The 23,145-nt window shown below is 39.2% G+C and carries 22 protein-coding genes, 1 tRNA gene and 1 pseudogene; 9 read left to right on the top strand and 15 right to left on the bottom strand.

The genetic code is table 11. The features are described from left to right. Position 1 precedes the first annotated feature (1 nt). Positions 2–562 carry a LemA family protein gene (locus tag AC3E9F_RS02160; RefSeq protein WP_490672751.1) on the bottom strand — a complete coding sequence of 187 codons (561 nt, stop codon included), beginning with the start codon at positions 560–562 and terminating at the stop codon, positions 2–4. A gap of 94 nt (positions 563–656) precedes the next feature. Here AC3E9F_RS02160 and rsmG point away from each other — a divergent pair, with 94 nt between their 5' ends. Beyond that, on the top strand, positions 657–1,370 hold the full coding sequence (rsmG, locus tag AC3E9F_RS02155) for a 16S rRNA (guanine(527)-N(7))-methyltransferase RsmG (RefSeq protein WP_263393768.1): 714 nt from the start codon (positions 657–659) through the stop codon (positions 1,368–1,370). A gap of 411 nt (positions 1,371–1,781) precedes the next feature. Further along, on the top strand, positions 1,782–3,065 hold the full coding sequence (locus AC3E9F_RS02150; protein WP_263393769.1) for a uracil-xanthine permease family protein: 1,284 nt from the start codon (positions 1,782–1,784) through the stop codon (positions 3,063–3,065). 43 nt (positions 3,066–3,108) lie between these two features. On the opposite strand, the gene AC3E9F_RS02145 is transcribed toward AC3E9F_RS02150, so the two are convergent. The 6 genes from AC3E9F_RS02145 to AC3E9F_RS02120 all read right to left on the bottom strand — a co-directional run bounded on the left by AC3E9F_RS02145 (position 3,109) and on the right by AC3E9F_RS02120 (position 9,762). Next, entirely contained in the window at positions 3,109–3,867 is a 759-nt protein-coding gene (locus tag AC3E9F_RS02145; protein WP_263393770.1) for a CPBP family intramembrane glutamic endopeptidase, read from the bottom strand. A 114-nt stretch (positions 3,868–3,981) separates the two neighbouring features. Further along, on the bottom strand, positions 3,982–4,893 hold the full coding sequence (locus AC3E9F_RS02140; RefSeq protein WP_263393771.1) for a DMT family transporter: 912 nt from the start codon (positions 4,891–4,893) through the stop codon (positions 3,982–3,984). A gap of 9 nt (positions 4,894–4,902) precedes the next feature. Next, positions 4,903–5,835, bottom strand: coding sequence for a serine hydrolase domain-containing protein (locus AC3E9F_RS02135; RefSeq protein WP_490672750.1), 933 nt, complete (start codon positions 5,833–5,835; stop codon positions 4,903–4,905). Continuing rightward, the gene (locus tag AC3E9F_RS02130) at positions 5,832–6,557 is read right to left on the bottom strand and encodes a CppA family protein (protein WP_263393773.1); all 726 of its coding nucleotides are present in this window, start codon (positions 6,555–6,557) and stop codon (positions 5,832–5,834) included. Before AC3E9F_RS02130 ends, AC3E9F_RS02135 begins: the two co-directional genes overlap by 4 nt. Before the next feature lie 148 nt (positions 6,558–6,705). Next, entirely contained in the window at positions 6,706–7,524 is an 819-nt protein-coding gene (locus AC3E9F_RS02125; RefSeq protein WP_263393774.1) for an endonuclease/exonuclease/phosphatase family protein, read from the bottom strand. 51 nt (positions 7,525–7,575) lie between these two features. Next, positions 7,576–9,762: a PTS transporter subunit IIBC gene (locus AC3E9F_RS02120; RefSeq protein WP_263393775.1), complete on the bottom strand. Its 2,187-nt coding sequence runs from the start codon at positions 9,760–9,762 to the stop codon at positions 7,576–7,578. Positions 9,763–9,944: 182 nt separating this feature from the next. Between AC3E9F_RS02120 and mnmL the strand changes: the two genes are divergently transcribed. Genes mnmL through AC3E9F_RS02095 form a run of 5 tightly spaced genes read left to right on the top strand, consistent with a single transcriptional unit; the run spans position 9,945 to position 14,658 of the window. Continuing rightward, the gene (gene mnmL, locus AC3E9F_RS02115) at positions 9,945–10,901 is read left to right on the top strand and encodes a tRNA modification radical SAM protein MnmL/YtqA (RefSeq protein ID WP_263394534.1); all 957 of its coding nucleotides are present in this window, start codon (positions 9,945–9,947) and stop codon (positions 10,899–10,901) included. Then, positions 10,885–11,442, top strand: a complete 558-nt coding sequence (mnmM, locus tag AC3E9F_RS02110; RefSeq protein ID WP_263393776.1) for a tRNA 5-(aminomethyl)-2-thiouridylate-methyltransferase MnmM — start codon at positions 10,885–10,887, stop codon at positions 11,440–11,442. Before mnmL ends, mnmM begins: the two co-directional genes overlap by 17 nt. Beyond that, entirely contained in the window at positions 11,435–11,689 is a 255-nt protein-coding gene (locus AC3E9F_RS02105; RefSeq protein ID WP_214262125.1) for a hypothetical protein, read from the top strand. Before mnmM ends, AC3E9F_RS02105 begins: the two co-directional genes overlap by 8 nt. An 11-nt stretch (positions 11,690–11,700) precedes the next feature. Beyond that, on the top strand, positions 11,701–13,755 hold the full coding sequence (locus tag AC3E9F_RS02100; RefSeq protein ID WP_263393777.1) for a cation:proton antiporter: 2,055 nt from the start codon (positions 11,701–11,703) through the stop codon (positions 13,753–13,755). 39 nt (positions 13,756–13,794) lie between these two features. Further along, positions 13,795–14,658 carry a YihY/virulence factor BrkB family protein gene (locus AC3E9F_RS02095; RefSeq protein ID WP_263393778.1) on the top strand — a complete coding sequence of 288 codons (864 nt, stop codon included), beginning with the start codon at positions 13,795–13,797 and terminating at the stop codon, positions 14,656–14,658. 67 nt (positions 14,659–14,725) lie between these two features. Here AC3E9F_RS02095 and AC3E9F_RS02090 read toward each other — a convergent pair whose 3' ends face one another. Beyond that, complete coding sequence (locus AC3E9F_RS02090) at positions 14,726–15,667, bottom strand: ATP-grasp domain-containing protein (RefSeq protein ID WP_263393779.1); 942 nt, start codon at positions 15,665–15,667, stop codon at positions 14,726–14,728. A gap of 14 nt (positions 15,668–15,681) precedes the next feature. After that, the gene (locus AC3E9F_RS02085) at positions 15,682–16,932 is read right to left on the bottom strand and encodes a dicarboxylate/amino acid:cation symporter (RefSeq protein WP_263393780.1); all 1,251 of its coding nucleotides are present in this window, start codon (positions 16,930–16,932) and stop codon (positions 15,682–15,684) included. 245 nt (positions 16,933–17,177) lie between these two features. On the opposite strand from AC3E9F_RS02085, the gene AC3E9F_RS02080 reads away from it, so the two are divergent. After that, positions 17,178–17,537 (top strand): DUF3397 domain-containing protein, encoded by a 360-nt coding sequence (locus AC3E9F_RS02080; RefSeq protein ID WP_263394535.1) that lies wholly within the window; start codon positions 17,178–17,180, stop codon positions 17,535–17,537. A 109-nt stretch (positions 17,538–17,646) separates the two neighbouring features. Further along, positions 17,647–19,332, top strand: a complete 1,686-nt coding sequence (locus AC3E9F_RS02075; RefSeq protein ID WP_263393781.1) for an N-acetylmuramoyl-L-alanine amidase — start codon at positions 17,647–17,649, stop codon at positions 19,330–19,332. 36 nt (positions 19,333–19,368) lie between these two features. On the opposite strand, the gene AC3E9F_RS02070 is transcribed toward AC3E9F_RS02075, so the two are convergent. The 6 genes and pseudogenes from AC3E9F_RS02070 to AC3E9F_RS02045 all read right to left on the bottom strand — a co-directional run bounded on the left by AC3E9F_RS02070 (position 19,369) and on the right by AC3E9F_RS02045 (position 23,078). Beyond that, entirely contained in the window at positions 19,369–19,683 is a 315-nt protein-coding gene (locus AC3E9F_RS02070; RefSeq protein WP_263393782.1) for a hypothetical protein, read from the bottom strand. A 175-nt stretch (positions 19,684–19,858) separates the two neighbouring features. Beyond that, positions 19,859–19,931: transfer RNA gene (locus AC3E9F_RS02065), tRNA-Thr, on the bottom strand. Positions 19,932–19,978: 47 nt separating this feature from the next. After that, positions 19,979–20,440: pseudogene (locus AC3E9F_RS02060) on the bottom strand (GNAT family N-acetyltransferase). A gap of 38 nt (positions 20,441–20,478) precedes the next feature. After that, positions 20,479–21,264, bottom strand: a complete 786-nt coding sequence (locus AC3E9F_RS02055) for an ABC transporter permease (protein WP_225750518.1) — start codon at positions 21,262–21,264, stop codon at positions 20,479–20,481. Between the two features lies 1 nt (position 21,265). Beyond that, the gene (locus tag AC3E9F_RS02050; protein WP_003017344.1) at positions 21,266–22,084 is read right to left on the bottom strand and encodes an ABC transporter permease; all 819 of its coding nucleotides are present in this window, start codon (positions 22,082–22,084) and stop codon (positions 21,266–21,268) included. Between the two features lies 1 nt (position 22,085). Beyond that, entirely contained in the window at positions 22,086–23,078 is a 993-nt protein-coding gene (locus AC3E9F_RS02045; protein WP_490672749.1) for an ABC transporter ATP-binding protein, read from the bottom strand. Positions 23,079–23,145: the final 67 nt, after the last annotated feature.

The raw sequence follows: 23,145 nt of genomic DNA, 5'->3' as shown, positions 1-23,145 counted from the left end.
CTTAGTCACCTAAACCACTAAAATCAACTCTAGGAACAGCCTTTTCTTCTTCTGGAGTCTGAAGGAAATCCGCTGCCTTGAAGCCAAAGATAGCCGCAATCAGATTACTAGGGAAGGTTTCTAATTTAACATTGTAGTTGCTAACGACACTATTATAGAGCTGTCGTGCATAAGAAATTTTATTTTCTGTGTTAGTCAATTCTTCTTGTAATTGTGCAAAGTTACTGCTAGCCTTCAAATCCGGGTAGTTCTCTGCAACCGCGAAGATACCTGATACTTGACGAGTAAGGGCATCACTAGCCTTCATAGCTTCTGCAGGTGTGGTTGCTACTGCCACTTGTCTACGAAGTTCCGTTACCTTTTCAAGTGTAGAAGCTTCATATTTTGCGTAGCCTTTTACCGTTTCAATCAAGTTTGGCAAAAGGTCATTTCGACGCTTCAACTGAACATCAATTTGACTCCAAGCCTCCTTGGTTTGCATACGATTTTTTACCAAGCCATTGTAGCTAACGATCACCAAAAAAATAATGAGAGCAAGAACTCCAAAAAACATCCATTGCATCATAAAGCTCCTTTCTGCTTTTAGATTAGTACAAGTATATCAAATTTCCATGTTTTTGTGGTAAAATAAGATGATATACAAGAAGGATACAACTATGAAACCAGAAACTTTTTACAGATTACTCGCTGAACAAAATATTATTCTTACTGACAAGCAAAAAGCACAATTTGATCGTTATTTCCAACTCTTAGTTGAATGGAATGAAAAGATCAACCTAACCGCTATTACCGAAAAAGAAGAAGTTTATCTTAAACACTTTTATGATTCTATCGCTCCTATCCTACATGGGTTGATTGCAAATCAAGAAATTAAGTTACTGGATATTGGAGCAGGGGCAGGCTTCCCAAGTCTCCCTATGAAGATTCTCTACCCTCAGCTAGATGTGACCATCATTGATTCACTGAATAAGCGGATTAACTTCCTTCAGCTTCTGGCTGAAGAGCTAGGATTAGAAGGGGTTCACTTCTACCATGGTCGTGCTGAAGACTTTGCTCAAGACAAGAAGTTCCGTGCCCAATTTGACATTGTAACAGCACGCGCGGTTGCCCGCATGCAGGTTCTCTCTGAGTTAACCATTCCCTATCTTAAAGTTGGTGGAAAACTTTTGGCCCTTAAGGCCAGTAATGCCCCTGAGGAATTGACAGAATCCAAAAATGCTCTCAACCTTCTCTTTAGTAAAGTTGAAGACAACATCAGCTACACACTTCCTAATGGTGACCCTCGCTACATCACTGTGGTTGAAAAGAAAAAGGAAACTCCAAACAAATATCCCCGTAAGGCGGGCATGCCAAATAAACACCCACTTTAAAAATTTTTAAAAGTTTACCACAAAATCTTGCCTCGCTTTTTTGTTTCTTAGCTCGGGAAAAAATCGTTTACAAAATCATACCTCGCTTTCTCATTTCAAGGCTCGGGAAAAAATGATTTACAAAATCATACCTCGCGTCTTTGTTTCTTGGCTCGGGAAAAAATGATTTACAAAATCTCGCCTCGCTTTCTCATTTCAAGGCTCAGGAAAAATTCGTTTACAAAACGAATTTTTTCTGCTATACTATCCTAAGCAAAGGTTTTTAATGTCATCCCGTGAGGTGACGAAGGCGTGGAAATATATGAAATTCTTTAGGAATGAGATAATCCTCTTTTTAAAGATGTCTTACTCTGAGAGCCTATTGCTGTAAAATAATGGGCTCTTTTTTGATGCCCAAAAAGTGAGGTATTTATGAAACAAGAATCAACTGTTGATTTGTTACTCGACGTTGACCAACGTCCTTCTTTTGGTAAGGGAATTCTACTCAGTTTCCAACACGTTTTCGCCATGTTTGGTGCGACCATCTTGGTGCCACTGATTTTGGGAATGCCTGTATCTGTTGCCCTTTTTGCATCAGGTGTCGGTACACTGATTTACATGATTTCCACTGGCTTTAAAGTTCCAGTCTATCTCGGTTCTTCTTTTGCCTTCATCACTGCAATGGCTCTTGCTATGAAGGAATTGGGTGGAGATGTTTCTGCTGCTCAAACAGGGGTTATCTTGACTGGTTTAATTTACGTTCTTGTTTCAACTAGCATCCGCTTTGCTGGTACAAAATGGATTGATACGCTCTTGCCTCCAATCGTTATCGGACCTATGATTATCGTTATCGGTCTTGGTCTTGCAGGCTCAGCTGTAACAAATGCTGGTCTTGTTGCTGATGGCAACTGGAAAAATGCTCTTGTAGCAGTAGTTACCTTCCTCATCGCTGCTTTTATTAATACAAAAGGAAAAGGATTCCTTCGTATCATTCCTTTCCTCTTTGCCATTATCGGTGGATATATCTTTGCAGTCTTTCTTGGTCTAGTAGACTTCACACCTGTTCTTCAAGCTAACTGGTTTGAAGTTCCTGGTTTCTACCTACCATTTAGCACAGGTGGTGCCTTCAAAGAATATAACCTATACTTCGGTCCTGAAACAATTGCAATCCTACCAATTGCTATTGTAACAATTTCTGAACATATCGGAGACCACACGGTCTTGAGTCAAATCTGTGGCCGCCAATTCTTGAAAGATCCTGGTCTTCACCGTACCCTTCTTGGTGACGGAATCGCAACATCTGTATCTGCCTTCCTCGGTGGACCAGCCAATACTACTTACGGTGAAAACACAGGGGTTATCGGTATGACTCGTATCGCTTCTGTCTCAGTTATCCGTAACGCTGCCTTTATCGCAATTGCCCTAAGCTTCCTTGGAAAATTCACAGCCTTGATTTCTACAATCCCTAACGCCGTACTTGGTGGGATGTCAATCCTTCTTTACGGGGTTATCGCCAGCAACGGTTTAAAAGTTTTGATTAAGGAGCGCGTTGACTTTGGACAAATGCGTAATCTTATCATCGCAAGTGCAATGCTCGTGCTTGGACTTGGTGGAGCAATCCTTAAACTCGGTCCAGTTACACTTTCTGGTACTGCCCTCTCAGCTATGACAGGTATTATCCTAAACTTGATCTTGCCATACGAGAACAAAGACTAAAATGTATTCATAAAAAATCCACTCATTCGAGTGGATTTTTTTCTTAAGTCCTCCAAGCAATCAAGAGATATAAAAGACTGGATCCGAACATATCTGCAAGAGCATGCATGAGAAAGAATGGCAGTAAGTTCTTGACTAGATACTTGTACAAGAAATAATAGAATAGTCCATAAACAAGACCAATAACCAAGGCCCAGAGTAATCCTTGATAGGTATGGAATGAAATCCGTATGATGACCGAATATACTAAAACCAGCCACTGATGCTTTTCTTTTACTGAAGTCAGTAATCCTAAGAAGAAAAATTCTTCGTAAAAACCATTTAGCAGAGCATAGCCAATAGCCATTGGAGTTAAGGCCATGAATTTTCTAATGATTTCCATAGGGTCTATAAAAGGGAGCAGTTGAGGATTAAAATAATTGTACTCGCCACTGAGAGTTGTAATAATATCACCGAAGATCCCAACTACAGCAAAAATAAGGGGAACCCAAATGAAAACCGACCATGACAAGCGGATGGAGAGCTGTTTAAAATCGTAGTTTCGAATCAAGAGATAGAGTAAAGTAATCCCTAGCATGATCAATTGAAAAGTAAAATTACTCGAATAAGCTGCCCCATCACTTGCTACATTTGTTGTAGTTTCTGCAACGCTAGTCACAGTCGAAGGTGATAGACTCTCCATAAATTGCTGGGTGGATCGAATGATAAACTCTCCAAACATTAAAACAGTGATGATTACGATATCAAACCATTTTAAGTATCTTAAAGGTTTAGTAGGATGAATACTCTGGATAAAATTCATATTTCCTCCATAAAACTTTGTATTTGATAAAGTCATTATAAACTTTCAATCTTAAAATTAATTTAATTGATGCTAGAACATAAAAAACAACCTTTTTATCAGGTTGTTCTGTCTTTAAACGGATTTGTGTTTCTTTTCTAGCATTAAATCCTTTAAAGAGATAATAGTCACAGCCAATAAAATCATTGCCATTCCAAGAAAATCTACAGGATAAAAAATATCTCCCATAATCATAAAAGCAAAAAAGACTGCAGAGATAGGCTCAATCGAAGCCAAAAGACTTGACTTGACTGGTCCGATCATACTGGCTCCCTTAAGAAAGGCTGTGTAGGCAAATACTGTTCCAATAAGAATGATTCCCGAAAAGGCTAGAAAAATATCAAATGACATAGGAATACTGGCGCCGATAATCCCTGTAAATGGCACTGCTACCAACCCAGATATGGTCATACCGACACCAATAACCAGAATGCTCCCCCACTTTTGAATGAGCTTAATGGGTACAATGATATAAAGAGCATAGGTTAAAGCAGAAAACAATCCCCAAAAGAGACCTGCTGGTGTCATAGAGAGCTGATCCAACTGACCATGAGTCGCAATTAAAAAGGTTCCACCTATTGCTAAAATCATAGAAAGGATTTCGGCTATAGTAGGTGCTACCCTATCCTTTATACATGTGTAAGCCAAGATTCCAACAGGACAGACATATTGAAGCACCGTCGCTGTACCTGCATTTGTCTCCTGAATAGCCGATAAATAAGCCAATTGATTCAGAAAGAGGCCAAATAAAGAAAATAAGAAGAGAAAAAAGAGACTTGATTTATCTTTTAAAAAAGCTAGAAATTGCTCTTTGGACTTCATATACGATAAAAGAACTAAGAGGAGACCTGCGATTATTAAACGGATATTAGTTAGGACTAGAGCCGATATCCCATGAACCATTAGGTACTGACCACTGGTCCCAGACAAGCCCCAAGCAATACCAGCAATCACTGTAAAAAGAGTTCCTTTAAGAGCTTTTGACATACTTCCTCCCTAGTCTGCTTCACGGATCAAATCCATAATCTGATTACGGTCAATGATCCACTGGGCACGCTGGTCTTTTTCGTAGGTTCTATTGGACAAGAAAATCACAGCTTCCTGCTTCTTACGATTCCACATGATAAAGGTTCCAGTATAGCCTGTATGGTCTAGCCAATCACCTTCAAGATTCCAGGCCAAGGATCGTTCCTTATCACTCAAATCTGAAAAATTCTGGCTTAATCCTGCAGCAAAATCATCCTGTAAATAATGCTCTAGGAAGATTTTCAAATCCTTCACAGTTGAAAACAAGCCTGCACTCCCGGCATGTCTACCTAGTAAACGAGCCTTGGGATCATGCACCACTCCTGCCTTCTGTCCACGAACTGTAGGGACAGCACTGCTAACTGGTCCAAAATGAGTTCCCTTCATCTTCCATGGATCTAAAACTTGCTCTTGTAAAATCTGGTCTAAGTTCTTCTCAAAGTAGTTCTCTAAGAGAAAACCGAGTAAGAGAAAGTGCACATCCGAGTATAAAAAAGCTCTCTTCTCTCGGCGATTCAAATGAAACATGGCTTCTCTTAGTTGGTCCGCTGAGAGCTGATCTCTGTTAGGAATATAAGGATCCAAATCTGTCGCATGCGTTAGCAATTGTCGAATGGTGATGTCTGGATAATCCGCCTCTGGAAGATAGGTCTTTATGGATTGATCGAGCTCTATCTTGTCTTGCTTCCACATGAAGGTTAAGACGGTTCCTACGCCAACAACCTTACTCACACTTGCCAAATCATAGACTAAACCTTGACAAGTCTGCTCTCCAATTTCTGGATTTGCTTCTCCGAGGTAGCAATCAGACCATTCACCATCCCGATAATACGCAAAAGAGGCACCAGGATAAATCCCTGCCTCAATTTGTTGCTCTATTTTTTGAATGATTTCTTGTTTCATACTTTTTCAAACCACAATTCGATATTGTTGGCATCCTTGGTTAGGAAAAACTTCTCAGACTTAGGAATAAAGTAACCTGCAGTTTCAAAACGCTGACGCAGACTTGCCAATTCAAGTTCATTTACTTGGAATTTCAACATAGACAAATCCCAAGTTACATTATTTTCAACAAGCAAATCACTACCTTGGGCTTGCTTAAAAGTTATGCTAGTTTCGATTTCCTCTTTTTCAAGCAGGCTCGTCGTTTCAGCAGGCAAGTTAATTTCTGCTGAAATATCAAATGCTGTTAAATATTGCAGTTTCTCATCTTTTGTGAAAGTAACAGTTTCATCAAACTTTCTCAAATCTTTGATGTCATCTTCCGCATGGATTAGGACAAGATCCCCCTCTGGTGAAAGGATTTCAAAAGCATATCCCTTGTTTCCTTTATAGAGTTGAGGAAGTTTTTCCATTCTAGCTAGCAGTGCTTCAACCTCGGATGGATTCGCTACTTTTACAATCAATCTAGCTAATTTTTTGATCCCTTCAACCTTGCGGCTTCTCATACTTGGTGATTCTTCTAAAACCAATTTTTCAATGCCTGACTGGTCTCCTAGCGATAAGAAAGCCGACTCTTCAAGCAAGGGTTTCATACCCAAGGTTTGGATATAAAACAATTCATTTAATCTTCTATTATTTACCTTTAGCGTCGGGATCATACGCACAATTTGATTTACATTCATAAATTCCTCCAACACTTTTTATTTTAAAGGATTTTATTCTATTTTACAAGTTATTCAACTAAAAACTTTAACTATATTAACCCTTTGAATCAGTAACCCCCCTTCGTTATCAAAAGGGGGGCTTGTTATATTTTAGTAAAATACTTTCTTAGTTCTTCCAAGAAAGTATTGCTTGAAGGCCGTAGTGATCACTAACTTGTGGACTTTTCTGACCATCAAAAACTACTTGTAAGTTTTCTACCTCTATATCCTTTGTCGTAAAGACATAATCTATCCTTAGAGGTTCACTGTTTCCCTTCCAACCATCGATTTCAGGCGGAACAGTATAGCTACCACTTCTCTCTTTTGCAACTTCAAATGCATCTTGTAAGTTTAGTGGACTAGCTAGGATAGCTTGATAACCCTCTTGACCTGCAGGATTGTTGAAATCACCAGCTAGCAAGAGAGTCTTGTTCAATTCTTTCAGAACTGCTTCAAAGCGTGCCCACTCCTCTTGGAAACCTTTATTCCACCAAGAAAGATGCACACTCGCAACTGCAAGCTCTTTGCCTTCCACTACTGTTTCAGCTAATGCAACTCGACGAGTGTGATAATCAGTTGGATCATCTACATCAGAAACCAAAATTTCACGAGCCTCAATTGGTGTTTTAGATAGAATGGCCACACCCTCATGATAACGATCATAACCGATATGGTTGTAGGCCCAGGTCCAATAATATTTGTGACCTTTTTCAGCTAGTTTCTCTACCAAAAGACGCACATAATGGTCTTGGTGAATGGGTTCTGCTGAAGGTAACGGATGATATAGCGGGCCCGCTTCTACTTGCTCTGAAGTAATTTCTTGGTTGATTTCCTGAAAACAAATCAAATCATAGCTGTTTTCAAGGATATCTTGTAACAAGAGCTGAAATTTTTCTTCAGGATTTTTTTCCATCCAACTATGAGTATTGAGTGTTAAAAACTTCATACTTTTCTCCTATAAACAAGAGGTTGGAAATAGATTCCAACCCCTAATCAATTACAATTCTACTTTCGCAACTGCTGTGTTAGCTGCAAGAGTTCCTGTTTGTTCTAATGTTACTGATTTAATAGCATCACCATTTGTAAAGACAACTACAGTTGTAGTTTCACGACCTGCTGCTTGAATAGCACCAAGGTCAGCTTTAACTAAGAGATCACCTGCAGCTACTGCTTGCCCTTCTGAAACCTTCACATCGAATGGTTTTCCTTCAAGACTTACTGTGTCCAAACCAATGTGAACAAGAACTTCAAGACCATCTGCAGTCACAAGACCAAGAGCATGTTTAGTTGGGAAGATACTTGATACCGTACCTGAAACTGGAGATACAATGTTTCCATTTGATGGTTCCACTGCAAATCCATCACCCATCATTTTTTGTGAGAAGACAGGGTCCTTAACTTGTTCCAATTCGATAACTTGACCATCAGCAACTGAGTAAACTTCTTCAGTTACACCTTTATAGACTACAGCATCTTTTTGAGCTGCTGCCATTTGACTTGAAAGAGTTTCAGGAATTACTTCACCTGAGTCAAGAATATCTTGGATATCTGATTTCAAAACGTCAGCTTTAGGTCCGTAGATAGCTTGGACACCTTGTCCTTTCATGACAAGTCCCATAGCTCCTTCAGCTTTCCATTGTTCTTCCGTTCCAACTTTTTCAGCATCTTGTACAGTTACACGAAGACGAGTCATACATGCGTCGACATCAACGATGTTCGCACGTCCACCAAGAAGGTTGATGATGTTAACAGCTTGAGAAGCTTCTGCAACTTTAGTTTCTCCAGCAGATGAAGATTCAGAAGAACCATCTGCATTTTCATAGTTACCGTTACGTCCTGGAGTTGCATAGTTGAATTTCTTAATCATGAAGTTAGCGATGAAGTACATGATAAATCCAAAGAGTACTGTAACCCAGATAAAGTTAATGATATCCATACCAAGACCAGCATTGATAGCTAGTGGAGTACGAGTCAAGAATTCGATTGAACCGAATGAGTGCACACGAAGGTTCACAATATCAGCCATTGCAAATGCAGCACCTTGAACAAGAGCGTAAACAAGGTAAAGAGGTGTTGCGATGAACATGAACATATACTCAATTGGTTCAGTTACCCCTGTCAAGAATGTTGCAAGAGCAGTTGCAATCATCATACCTTTGTATTGGTGTTTCTTATCTGGATCAACGTTACGGTAGATAGCCACAATGATACCCATCAAGATACCAAACGAACCAATCATTTGTCCAACTTTAAAACGAGCTGGATGTACTGTATTTAACAAGTGTTGGTATTGAGCTGCGTCAGTACCTTTAAGGTTTACAAGGTCAGTTACCCATGCAAGCCAAAGTGGATCTTGACCAAATACTTGAGTACCTTTTGCTGCACCAGTCATGACATCATAAGTACCACCAAGAGCTGTATAGTTCATTGGGATAGTCAACATGTGGTGGAGACCAAAAGGTAATAACAAACGTTCCAAAGTACCATACAAGAATGGTGCTAGAACTGGAGCTGTTTCTTGTGAGTTGGCAATCCAGATACCGAAATTGTTGATACCTGTTTGAACAAGTGGCCAAAAAATTGAAAGAAGGATTGCAGCGATTGCTGAACGAAGGATAACAACAAATGGTACAAATCGTTTTCCGTTAAAGAAAGAAAGTGCATCAGGAAGTTTACGGAAATTGTAGTATTTGTTAAAGGCAGTTGCCCCTACAAAACCAGAAATAATCCCTACAAACACACCCATGTTAAGTGCTGGAGCTTCAAACACGCTGATAAAGTAATCAGAAACTTTGATAGAGTTACCAAAGATTGTTGAAACCATAGCATTAGGATCTTTCAACATATCACCACTAACACTAAAGATAGCACCAGTGATACGGTTAATCAAGATAAAGGCAAGTCCTGCTGCAAAGGCACCACCTGCACGTTCTTTTGCCCAGCTACCACCGATAGCAAGAGCAAACAAGATATGTAGGTTACCGATAACTCCCCAACCAATTTGCTCAAGGATTCCACCTGTAACAACAAGTGGCGCAAAGTTAGGGTTAATCATTGCAAGTGTCTTACCGATTGAAATCATCAATCCAGCCGCTGGCATAACAGCGATAACCACCATTAAAGCCTTACCGAATTTTTGCCAAAACTCGAAAGACAAAACATTTTTGAATGTAGCTTTCATCATTCAAATCTCCTTATTTTATTTTAGTGCAAACGATTTACGAAAACGTTTGCACCGATAACACCTCTATTATACCACTTTAATTTTTTTTGTAAAGGATTTATATAAGTTTTTTTGATTTTAAAAATTTCTTACTTCTCTTCAATTGTTTACTAACTTTGAGTTTACTGGGGTTTTCTGATATAATATTAGCTATGAAATCCTATAATACCTTGAATGATTATTATCGAAATTTATTCGGAGAAAAAACTTTCAAAGTTCCTATCGATGCCGGATTTGATTGTCCCAATCGTGATGGTACAGTGGCTCATGGGGGCTGTACATTCTGTACGGTTTCTGGCTCTGGAGATGCTATCGTCGCTCCTGACGCACCAATCCGCGAGCAATTTTATAAGGAAATTGACTTTATGCACCGAAAATGGCCAGATGTCAGAAAATATCTGGTTTATTTCCAAAATTTTACCAATACTCACGAGAAACTTGAAGTGATTCGCGAACGCTATGAACAGGCTATCAACGAGCCTGGTGTCGTTGGCATCAATATCGGTACACGACCAGACTGTCTACCCGATGAGACTATCCAGTATTTGGCAGAACTATCTGAACGAATGCACGTCACTGTAGAGTTAGGTTTACAAACCACATATGAGGCAACTTCTGAATTGATTAACCGTGCCCACTCCTATGAACTCTACGTGGAAACGGTCAAGCGCTTGAGAAAATACCCCAAGATTGAGATTGTAGCCCATTTGATTAATGGTCTACCAGGTGAAACTCATGAGATGATGGTGGAAAATGTTCGCCGCTGTGTGACTGACAATGATATTCAAGGGATTAAACTTCATCTACTTCACCTCATGACTAATACTCGAATGCAACGTGACTTTCATGAAGGTCGTTTGCAACTCATGAGTCAAGATGACTATGTCAAGGTCATCTGTGACCAACTAGAAATCATTCCCAAACATATCGTCATCCACAGGATTACAGGAGATGCACCTAGAGATATGTTGATTGGTCCTATGTGGAGTCTCAATAAATGGGAAGTTCTAAATAGCATTGAAGCTGAAATGAGACGTCGAGGTAGTGTTCAAGGTTGCAAGGCTGAAAAACAGGAGTTTGATAATGAAAAGACCACTTGAAATGGCACATGATTTTCTTGCCCAAGTCATCACCCAAGAAGATATTGTCGTTGATGCGACCATGGGGAATGGCCATGATACGCTTTTTCTTGCCAAGTTAGCGAAACAAGTCTACGCTTTTGATATACAGGAACAAGCTTTGAAACAGACTAGTCAACGCCTACAAGAAGCTGGCTTCACCAATGTTGAGTTAATCTTGCAGGGGCATGAGACTGTGGATCAGTTTGTAAGGGAAGTCAAGGCTGCTATCTTTAATCTAGGTTACCTTCCTTCTGCTGATAAGTCTATCATTACTATGCCTCAAACAACCATCGAGGCACTTGAAAAGCTCTGTCAAATACTCGTTAAAGGCGGACGAATAGCTATCATGATTTATTACGGGCATGAAGGTGGAGATATCGAACGGGATGCAGTCATGGATTATGTCAGTCAGTTACCGCAACAAGAATATACTGCTACTATCTATCGCACCCTCAACCAAATTAACCATCCACCATTTTTGGTCATGATTGAAAAATTAGAAAGGTATCGACATGGATAAACAATACCTAAAAGATAAAATCGAAACTCTTCGTCACAAATTCGTCGAATCAACCCAACACGAACGTGCAGTTGGTATGTTGGATGAGGCCCATATGAGCAAAAAAATGCTGAAAATCAAGAAAAAAATGATTTCACTTGAAATGGAACGTTGTCAGAAGAAAATCGAGCATAAGGACTGCTCAAAAATTGATCAAAAAATCCAAGAACAAAAGGAACTTTTTGAAAATTGTTGTAAACAAAAATAGGGAGGTGGAAAATGAATTTACTTTTTTATCTCTTGGTTTTTTTACTAGTTCTCATTGTTTCTAGTACAACCAACAAGCTGCTTCCTTTTTTACCCATGCCTTTGATTCAGATTTTGCTGGGAATTGGGCTTGGCCTTTGTTTACCTAACAACCAATATCACTTAGATACTGAGTTATTTCTAGCTTTAGTCATTGGCCCACTACTATTCCGAGAGGCTCAAGAAGCAGACATTACTTCTATCCTAAAACACTGGCGCATTGTCCTCTTTTTGATTTTTCCAGTTATCTTTGTTTCAGCCCTAAGCATGGGGGGACTCGCTCATGTCCTTTGGGCTAGCTTACCATTAGCCGCCTGCGTAGCAGTTGGTGCAGCTTTAGGCCCTACTGACCTAGTTGCCTTCGCTTCCCTTTCTCAACGTTTTACCTTCCCGAAGCGGGTTTCTAATATCCTAAAAGGGGAAGGTCTTCTTAATGATGCTTCTGGACTAGTAGCCTTTCGGATGGCTCTCATCGCTTGGACAACAGGAACATTCTCCCTTACCCAAGCCGGAACTTCATTAGCTATTTCCATTGTTGGAGGATTTGCAGTTGGGCTTATAACAGCCTTAATCAATCGCTTCCTCCATAGCTTTCTACTCAGTGTTCGTGCAACGGATATAGCAAGTGAACTCTTATTGGAACTCAGTTTACCTCTCTTAACTTTTTTCATTGCTGAAGAGCTTCATGTCTCAGGCATCATCGCCGTTGTTGTTGCTGGGATTCTGAAAGCCAGTCGTTTCAAGAAAATAAATCTCCTTGAAGCACAAGTTGATACAGTTACTGAGACTGTTTGGCACACTGTAACCTTTATGCTCAATGGTTCTGTCTTTGTCATTCTTGGAATGGAACTGGAAATGATTGCGGAACCAATTCTCAAGAGTGCTTTTTATAACAATGTGCTTCTTCTTGTCACGATCTTCCTATTAACCTTCCTACTATTTGCCATCCGATTTGTCATGATCTATGGATTTTACGCCTTTCGGATTAAAAAGCTTCATAAAAGTTTAGACAAGTACGTCAAAGACATGCTCCTCCTTACGTTTTCCGGTGTGAAGGGAACTGTATCCATTGCCACTATCCTTTTGATACCGTCTAATCTGGAACAAGAATACCCTCTTCTTCTCTTCCTCGTAGCTGGTGTAACCCTGGTAAGTTTCCTGACGGGATTACTAGTACTCCCACACCTTTCTGAAGAGAAAGAACCGTCTAAGGATCAGCTCATGCACATCGCTATTTTAAATGATGTCACCATGGAGTTGGAGAAGGATTTAGAGAACACAAAAAACAAGGTTCCACTCTATGCGGCTATTGACAATTATCATGGACGTATTGAAAATCTTATTCTTAGTCAAGAAAACAAAGAAATTCAGGAAGACTGGGAAGCTCTGAAACTCTTGATTCTCAGTGTTGAAAGCGATGGCTTGGAACAAGCCTATGAAGAAGGAAAGATTGGAGATCGTGCTTATCGTGTCTACCAACGCTACTTGAAAAACATGGAAAAAAATATTAAGCGAAACTTTGCTTCTCGACTAACCTACTACTTCCTTGTCTCCATACGCATTCTTCGTTTTCTACTTCATGAATTGCTCACATTTGGGAAAACATTCCGTTCGTGGAAAGACAAGGAAAAACAGAGACTTCTTGCCATTGATTATGACCAGATTGCAGAACTCTACCTAGCCAACACTGAAATTATTATCGAGAGTTTGGAAAACCTTAAAGGGATTTATAAGAGTTCTCTGATCAGCTTTATGCAGGAATCTCGTCTTCGCGAAACCAGTCATATTACTAGTGGAGCCTTTGTGGAACGGGTTATCAATCGTATCAAACCCAATAACATTGATGAAATGCTCAGAGGTTACTACCTAGAGCGTAAGTGTATCTTTGAATACGAAGCTCAAAAACTCATCTCAGCTCAATATGCTAAAAAGCTACGCCAAAATGTCAATAATTTAGAAACTTATTCCTTAAAAGAATCTGCTAATACCTTACCTTATGATATGATGGAATTAGTCCGAAGAAATTAAAGTCTAAAGAAAACAAGAGAAAAACTGGAGGATTGTAAAATGAAAAAGTTGTGGAAACAGCTGACTGATAGACCCTTATTAAAAGCTTTTTTGCACTACTATCAAGCCTCCGATAGTGAGTTAACTAGCGTTGCTGTTGCCTACTATTGGTTGATTTCAATCTTCCCTTTACTCATGATTGTAGTCAACATTTTACCCTACTTTCAAATTCCCATCTCCAACTTTCTATTAACCATCAAGGAATTTTTACCGGATACAATCTATGAAGTTGTTGCAAAGATTGCCAGAGAAGTTCTTACCCAACCATCGACAGGTTTACTAAGTTTTGCGATCTTATCAGCTCTTTGGACTTTCTCCAAATCCATGAATTTTCTCCAGAAGGCCTTTAATAAAGCCTATGGAATTGCAAAAAATAGAGGAATTATCTCACACCAACTGATGAGCCTCTTGGTTAGCTTTGGTCTTCAAATTCTCTTTGCACTTGCCTTATTCCTAAGTATGTTTGGCCATATGTTATTGGATTTGCTTAAAAACTACTGGAAATCTGAAAGCACTCTGTTTTCTTATCTACAAGATTTTACAGGTCCGCTGATTTATGCCTTTCTTTTTGCAATCGTAATCATGCTCTATTATTTCCTACCAAATGTTAAAGTAAGTAAGATTCGCTACGTCATACCTGGAAGTCTCTTTGTACTAGTTACCACTATTGCATTATTAAACATCTTTGCAGCTTATTTCAACAATTATGTCAATTATCTCGTTGACGTCAGATTTTTCAGTTCAATCGTCGTCGTTGTCATGATGTTCTGGTTCATTATCATTGCCAAGATATTAATTATCGGTGCAGTCATCAATGCTAGTGTTCAAAGTTTGAAGGATCCAGACTTTAAAGCAAATCAATAATTTTTTATCGATGAAATAAATCAATCCCCCAGTCATTTGATACTGGGGGATTTTTGAATTTCCTAGTTTATTGTCCACTCGTTAGGGCTTGCAATTCTGTTTTTAGATACTGAGCCAAATGTTGGTGAGCAAAAATATTGGCATTTTTTTCTGCGGTAGGATTGTAGTTGGTGTTGGTATTTACATCATAGACATAAATGTCTCCACTCTCTGATTGAACCCATTCAATCGCCGCAACTTCAATCTGAGCATTTTTCAAGAAATTCTCATAAGCTTCTCTCCGGTCATCTGGTAGAGGTTCTGTAATCTGGAATTTTTCAGACGTTTCTAGTTGCTCTGGTCTCTTGCCGATTTGGCAACCATCTGCTGGACACAGTTGGAAACCATCTGAAGAATCGATAGAAACAGTATAGAGAAACTTCTGATTGATAAACTCTGAACGACGGATACGTCCATCACTTGGCTTGATGTAGGCTTGTAACAAGGTAATCCCGTCCACTGATGGTTCAAAGAGAGGACTATTGACATAAGCTTCAAGTTCTTCTTCATTTTGAAAGAGTTGAACGCCTAATCCCTTACCTGCTCGATTGTGCTTGGTAATCAAAGGATAAATGTTCAATTTTCTTGCTGCTTCAATGATATTTTCTTGACCTAAAACTGCAACTGTCGCAGGAGTCTCAATACCAGACTCGTTTAACTTCAAATATTGTTTGACTTTACTGATTTCTAGGTTGATAGCTTCAGTACCATTCACAACCTTGCGTCCATGTGCCTCCAACCAAGTAATCACCTGCTCTGTAAACTCTGGCGCATAACGATGTCCTCTTGTGTGAGAAGAGGCAGACATACGATTGTAAAAGATACCTTGCGGCGGTGGGCTTTGCAAATCTAAAATCCCACTAGACAAATCCCATAGTTCATAAGGGACTTCTAATTCTTCCAACCATTTCACTAAATGTTGAGTCCATTCTAGATTCTCATGAATTACATAAACTTTTGCTTCACTCATTACTTATATTCTCCTTAAGAAAAGCTGACTGATAGTTGGCTTTCCTTTTCTTCTTCTAAAATATATCCTTCTGTTTTTTCGATAACGCTGACTGTTAAGATTTGACCCAAAACATTGATCATGGTACGGCCTGCATTGACAAAGAAATCAACTGCAAAAATCAAGGCCACTCCTTCAACTGGCAAGCCCAATTGAGGTGCTGCTGCTAATAGAACAACGATAGCCCCTGATGGTACGGTTGCTGCAGTTTTTCCAATCAAAGTCAAAAGCAAAACAGTAAACAAGAGACTTGATAAAGAAAATTGAATGCCGTAGGCATGCGCGATAAAAATCGTCGCTACTGAGAAATAAACTGCTGCTCCCTCTAAGTTAAAAGTATATCCTAAAGGAACAACTAAATCAATTGTATGCTCGTCATGGCCCTGTTTTTTCAAATCTTTAAGAAGGGATGGCAAGACAACACTAGAACTACCCGTAACAAAGGCCAGAGTCAAGAGACTCAAATTTTCACGAAAGGCTGACAAATACGGTACTTTAAAGAAGAAAGCAATCAAGGGGAAAATAAGCAGAACCAATACAGCATAAGCCAAATAAGTTCCAATTACAAATTGGCCAAGCCCAATCAACTTGTCAACACCAGTAGTTGCAACATCTTTAGCGATAAATCCAAAAATTCCAATTGGTGATAATTTAACAATCACTGAGACAATCTTATAAATGGCTTCAATCCAGATTTGGAAACCTTCAATAATCTTCTGAGATTTATCAGTCTTAAGATTCCCAATTCCGTAACCAAGAAAGATGGCAAAAACGATAATTGGCAATAGAGCGCCATCTGAAAGAGATTTAACGATATTTGATGGAATGAAACCAAGCAAAAATTCGCTGAACTTGACATTGTTAGCAATCCCATCAAGATTTCCACCAGTTTGACCTATGTTCACTCCTTGTCCAAATCCTAAATAGTAACTAGCAAATACAAACAAAAGAGTAATGGCAGTTGTTACGGCAAAAAAGTAAACCAAACTCTTGGTCAAGATTTTTCCGAAAGATTTTTTTCCAATAACTCCAGCTACTGCAACAACGATCGTTGGGAAGATTAGCGGAATGATAACCATATTGATCAATTTAATAAAGGCCTGACCTAAAAATTGATAAAAGCCTGCAAATTGTGGCCAGATAAGGGCAGCGATAACCCCCAAGACCAAAGCCACCAATAATTGAATGCCTAGTGAGAGTTTTGACCATAAAGTAACTAATTTCATAAGAAACTCCTTTGTTTTATTTGCTACTCATTCTACTACTATTCTTCTCTCCTGACTAATATATATTTTTTATTGTCACCATAAAAAAGATTTATAATGAAGGTTCAAACTACTCCAACTTTACAAAGTAAATCACATTGATGTTTGATATAGTATAAAAAATCAGTTTCTAAACAAAAATTTTTAGAAAAACACTGTTAAATCAAGGAATATGCTTTCCTTTTATTCAAATTTTATGATACAATATTGTTATGATTTTAATAAAACTCGCTTCTGTCTTGCTTTTGGTACTAACCTTGGCTTTGGCTATTATCTTTAGTAGATTCTTCAAGCTAAAGAAAAAGGGGATTAACTTTGCAGATTTGGCTTTTCCTTTTCTGATTTTTGAATACTATTTGATCACTGCAAAGGTTTTTACTCATAATCAACTTCCGATATTGGGAGCAGCCTTATCTTTGTTGGCAATCATTCTAGCCTTTTTCTTCTTGAGCAAAAAACGTAGTTTTTATTATCCAAAATTCCTTAAATTCTTTTGGAGAGCTGGATTTCTACTCACATTGCTCATCTACATCGTTATGATTGTTCAAATCTTCATGATGAAATAAAAATAAATCATGCCAGCACCTCAACAGTTGGCGACTAGTTTTCCCACATGAGGTGCTTTTCTAATGACATTTTAAAAAGAGATTATTAAAAAAATAGGAGATCAAACAAGTGAAAAAAACGCTCTTGGCAAGTGCCATCACCCTTACTTTTCTAGGATTCGCAACAACCCCTGCTTTGGCTGAAGAAAATAACCTACAAACTACTTCAGCAGAAACAACACAAGAGACTACAACTGCAAATAAAGTAGAGAATAACAAACCTTCAACCAAGGAAACTCTTCCTTCAACTGAGGCAAGTTCAAGCCTGCCTACAACATCTACTACAACTCCAAGTACAAGTTCAGACAAAAAAGAAGAGACAAAAGCGCCAGAAGTCAAAAAAAATGGTTGGGTATTTGAAGAAAATATCTGGCGCTTCTATGAAGCAAACAAACCTGCTCTAAATTGGAAAAAAATTCACGGAAAATGGTACTATTTTGATAAAAATGGAATCATGCTTGATAATACTATTTTCGATGGATACATTCTAACTTCTAGCGGTGCTATGGTCGATAATGGCTGGGCTAAAATTAAAGATAAATGGTATTATGCAAAGCCATCTGGTAAAATCTCTCAGCAAAAATGGGAAAAAGTTGGTGGTGTGTGGTACTACTTTGATAAAGACGGAATCATGCTCAGCAACACTATTTTTGACGATTATATCTTTACCAATAGTGGGGCTATGGCCGAGAGCGCTTGGGTCAAACAAGATGGTAAATGGTACTATGCCCAAGCTTCTGGCAAATTAAGTAAAAATAAGTGGGATAAAATTGGTGGTACTTGGTACTACTTTAATAACGATGCCACTATGGTAAGTAATCAATGGCAAGGGAGCTACTACCTAAAAGCTAGCGGTGCCATGGCTGAAAGAGAATGGATTTTCGATAAAAACTATAATAGTTGGTTCTATTTGAAATCTGGTGGTACTTATGCAGCGCGTGAATGGATTGGCTCCTACTACCTCAAGTCAGGTGGTTATATGGCAAAGAGTGAATGGATTGACGACAGCTACTACAATGCCCGTTACTATGTGGATGAAAATGGTATCTATGTCACAGGAACTCGTAAAATCGAGGGAAAAGCTCATCAGTTCCAAAGCAATGGAAAATGGATTGGCGAAGTTCCAGTGAGTCGCGGATTTGAAAAAGGAAAATATACGAATACTGTTTTCTTAGACCCAGGACACGGTGGTAAAGATCCAGGTGCTGTTTACTATAACACGAATGAAAAAGACCTCACTATGCAAGTTTACAAGAAACTTCGCAAGGAACTCGAGGGACTTGGTTATACCGTTCTTTCTTCGAGAGATAGTGATGTCTATGTCGACTTTGTCACTGAACGTTCAAAAATGGTCAATAATACTAACTCAGATATCTTCATAAGTATTCACTTCAATGCAAGTGGAGCTCCTGCTTCTAACCGTTCTGGAATTCAGACCTATTCTTACGAAGACGACCCGGGCTATCGCTCTAAGATTAATCCATACTGGCATAACCATCCTGATCGTATCAGTGAAAGTAATCGCCTGGCTGCTGATATCCACTATTCTCTTCTAGCTGAAACAGGTGCCAAGGATGCCGGTCTCCTCCAAAGTAGCTTTGCTGTCCTTCGAGAAACGGATAAACCAGCTGTTCTATTGGAGCTTGGTTACATTGACAATTTCAACGAAAACCAACAAATTCGTAGCGATGCTTACCAAAATAGATTGGTGGCAGGTATTGTCAAAGGTATTCAAAAATATTACGCAGGCAAATAAAGAAAAAACCTCGAGAAATCTCGAGGCTTTTTTGTATTATGCTTCTTTCTTATTAGCGTCAGGAAAGAGAAATCCAATTCCCACGCAAGCCAGCACTCCAGCACCGATAACCAAACCACTTGAAAGTGGTAAGATATCAAAAATAGCATTTGCAATGATAAAGGCAATAATCAAGCTCATGAGACTGGCCTTATAATCTTTTTTAACCAAATTCTCAAGAGTAAAGAATAAGAATAGACCTACTGGAAAAAGTGCCCAGATGTTAACATCCAAACTTGGCCATCCAACAATTCCAAAATACAAGACTACTGCTGCAACGACTAAAAATCCGATACCTAATACTTTTTTCATGATATAACCTCATTTTCTATTTTGTTAGGAAGCTTTATCTCCCCTTGACAATTACTACTATAACAAAAATAAAAAACTCAAACAATAGGTTTTGCCTATGTGGTAGACATGATAGACTATGTGGTCAAAAATCTTATCAAAAGAAAAAAGAAGTCCAAGAGGACTTCTTTCACACTGCCGATTGCAGGGATCGAACCTGTGACCTACGCGTTACGAGTGCGTTGCTCTACCAACTGAGCTAAATCGGCGATTACCCTTATAGTATAGCACTATAAGGAAGGATGTCAAGGGATTCTTAACCCATCTTTTTAATCAAAATCTGACAAGGATTTTGAGGCCCCCAAAGTTGTGGAAAAATCTCTAGTTTTTTAAAACCAAGACTGCGATAAAAGATATTGGTTCGGTCATAATCCTTGTTAGAACCTTCTGCCACTGTTTTTACCTGTAAATAGTCGACTTTTTTGCAGGCTTCACTTTCCAAAGTAGCAAGCAACTGACTTCCAATCCCCCTGCCTTGATGAGCTTTTTTTACACCGAGACAATCAATCTCTGCACAATCTTCACTAGAATAGGACAAGCTTACAAAGCCAAGCAAATCACTCTCTTGATAAGCAGCCCAAACTCGTAAATCCTTAGCTCCTTCAATGTAGGCTTGCGTGCTTTCTGGTATTCCAAACTATTCTGGCAAATCCCTTAAAATCTCAGCGACAACTGCCATTTTTTGATCTTCACCCTTGACTTCTTTAATTACAAACATCATAAGTTCCTTTCTTGATTTTAGTCTTACTTTACCTCTTACGAACCAGCACTTTCGTAGGCATCCAATCCCCTGTCCCAAAGTTTGAGGGAAATAACAAAGAAAACAAGGGAAATCAGAATCAAACCACCAATATTAAAGAGTCCATCCTTGTCCTGCAAGAAATAGCTGGCAGGATAGTAGGCGGTAAAGGCAAAAGGTACAATAAAGCTAATTAACCAACGAAGAAGCGAATTGTAAATGGAAATCGGGTACTTGGCAAAATCATTAAACATATAGAAAATGTAAATCATGGCACCTGACTGCTTGGTCCAAAAAGCGATGCTGGCTGTTGCAATTTTCAAGGAAGTATAAATCAAGGTCGCAAAAGGAATACAAACTAGGAAAATCAGGAATTTGGGAAGCGTCCAAGCAATGCTAGTCGCCGTTGTCGCTAGTAAAATTCCACCGACCAAAAGTTCACCCAAGGCATCAATCTGAAAGGTCTCAACGAGGATGTGAAAGAGAGGATTGATAGGCCGAGTCAGATACTTGTCAAACTCCCCTTTTCGAACTAGTCGTTGACCTAAAGCCCAGAGATTGTCAAAAAAGAGATGATCTAGTCCCTTTGGAATTAAGGAAAATCCATAGATAAAGGCAATTTCTTGAAAAGTCCAACCTTCTAGCGAGGGGATGTGTTGAAAGAGTACATTAAGAAACAAGAGGTTCAGGCCTTGAGTCAGAAAGACTCCCAAGACACCAACCACAAAATCTACCTTGTATTCCATGATTTGCTTGATGTACTGTCTGATAAAAATCAGATGCATGCGTTGATATTTTTTCATCCTAACCTCCCTGAATGGTGATAAATGACTGGACTCGTTTCCAAATCAACTGAGACAAGCCCACCATCACTATAAGCCAGAAAAGCTGAAGCAAAAGTGCTTGAAGAATCTGACTAGCATCGTATTTCCCAACAATAATCATGACCGGAGTGTAAATTAAGGATGAGAAAGGTAAGAAGGACAGAATATCTGAAATGACCTTTGGAAAGAAAGCCAAGGGAATCAAACTCCCAGACATAAAGGCCACTATGGAAGTCTTAAGTAGGTTGGAACCCCAAAGATTTTTAAATACAAAGGCTGAAAATCCAAAGCAGATATTAAAGAAAAAGTTAATCAGATAGGCCAGCGTTAAGCTAAAAAGATAAAGGGTAGTTAGTCCCAGCACTTCTACAATCCCTTGCCCAGATAAGATTTTCATCAAAACAATGACACTTAAAAATGGCAGTCCAACAGAGATAAAAATCAACCACTTGGAACCAAGCTCCGTAAAGAGGTAAGAAGCCGCAAAATGCACTGGTCGCAACAAGCGCATGATAATGGAACCATCCTTGACCTCATCACCAATCATAAAGGAAGAATCCGACCTAGTCAGAAGATTAGTCACAAAACTCATGATGATGTAGAGGGTGATATCCGCCATACTGAAGCCCTGAATCAAAGGCTCCTGGGAGGAATCAAAGACAGCCTTCCATAGATAAAAAGCCACAAAAGCACCCATGACATCGCCAATCCGATAGAGAATAAAGTTGACTCGATAGCTAATCAACTCCTGAATCCCTGCATTGATAAAGGGTTTATAACGTCTCCACAATTTGACCATCTTAGAGCTCCTTTCGATAGAAGCGACGGATAATATCTTCAATATCCGTATCTACCATCTTCAAATCACGGACTTCAAAATCAGATAAGGTTTGCTTGATAATATCAGCTGATTGGTAGCGGGAACTATTGAATTCAATTATTAGGTTATTTCCTTGTCTATCAATGGATATATCAGACAAGCCTTCATAATGAGAGACGAGTTGACTTTGACCTGGCGTCAGCTCAAAGGAAAGAGTCTTCATCTTGCCAAAGGTCTCCTTGAGCTGGCCAACCGTCCCATCAAAAATCTCCTGCCCCTTATCAATCATAAAAATCCGATTACAGAGTTGCTCAATATCACTCAAATCATGAGTAGTCAAGAGAATAGTTGTCTCTTCTTCCTGATTGATTTGAGTGATAGCACGTCGAATATTATCCTTGACCGACACATCCAAACCAATAGTCGGTTCATCTAAAAAGAGAACTTTGGGATTGTGAAGCAAGGAAGCCGCAATATCCGCCCGCATCCGTTGACCCAATGAAAGAGTCCGCACAGGATCCTTGATAAATTCCTTCAAATCCAAAACTTCATTCAAAAAGTCCATACGCTTATGGAAAAGCGAGTCTGGCACATCGTAAATCTCCTTCAAAACCGTGTAGGTCTCTTGCAGTGCCAAATCCCACCATAGCTGGGTACGTTGTCCGAAAACGACTCCAATATCCTTGACATAATCTTGGCGATTATCCTGGGGAATCTTGCCGTTAATCCGACAAAAACCAGATGTCGGTTTCAAAATCCCTGTTAGCATTTTGATGGTAGTCGACTTCCCAGCACCATTAGCTCCGATAAAGCCTAGAATCTGCCCCTTGGGTACTTCGAAAGTCAAATCCTTGACCGCTTCAAAGGTCTGCTTTTCAGGATGAATAAAGGAGCGCAAAGCTCCCTTCAAGCCCGGTTCCTTGACTGTCTTCACAAAATTTTTCTGAAGATGTTGCACTTCTATCATTGCCATATCTATCTCCCTTTAGTAAGAAACAACATTGTATTTTTGAATACAAATATTCTAAATCCTTACTTTC

It is taken from the genome of Streptococcus sp. SCPM-O-B-15277 (M60) (assembly GCF_058200335.1).
This window is presented reverse-complemented; position numbering and strand designations above follow the sequence as displayed.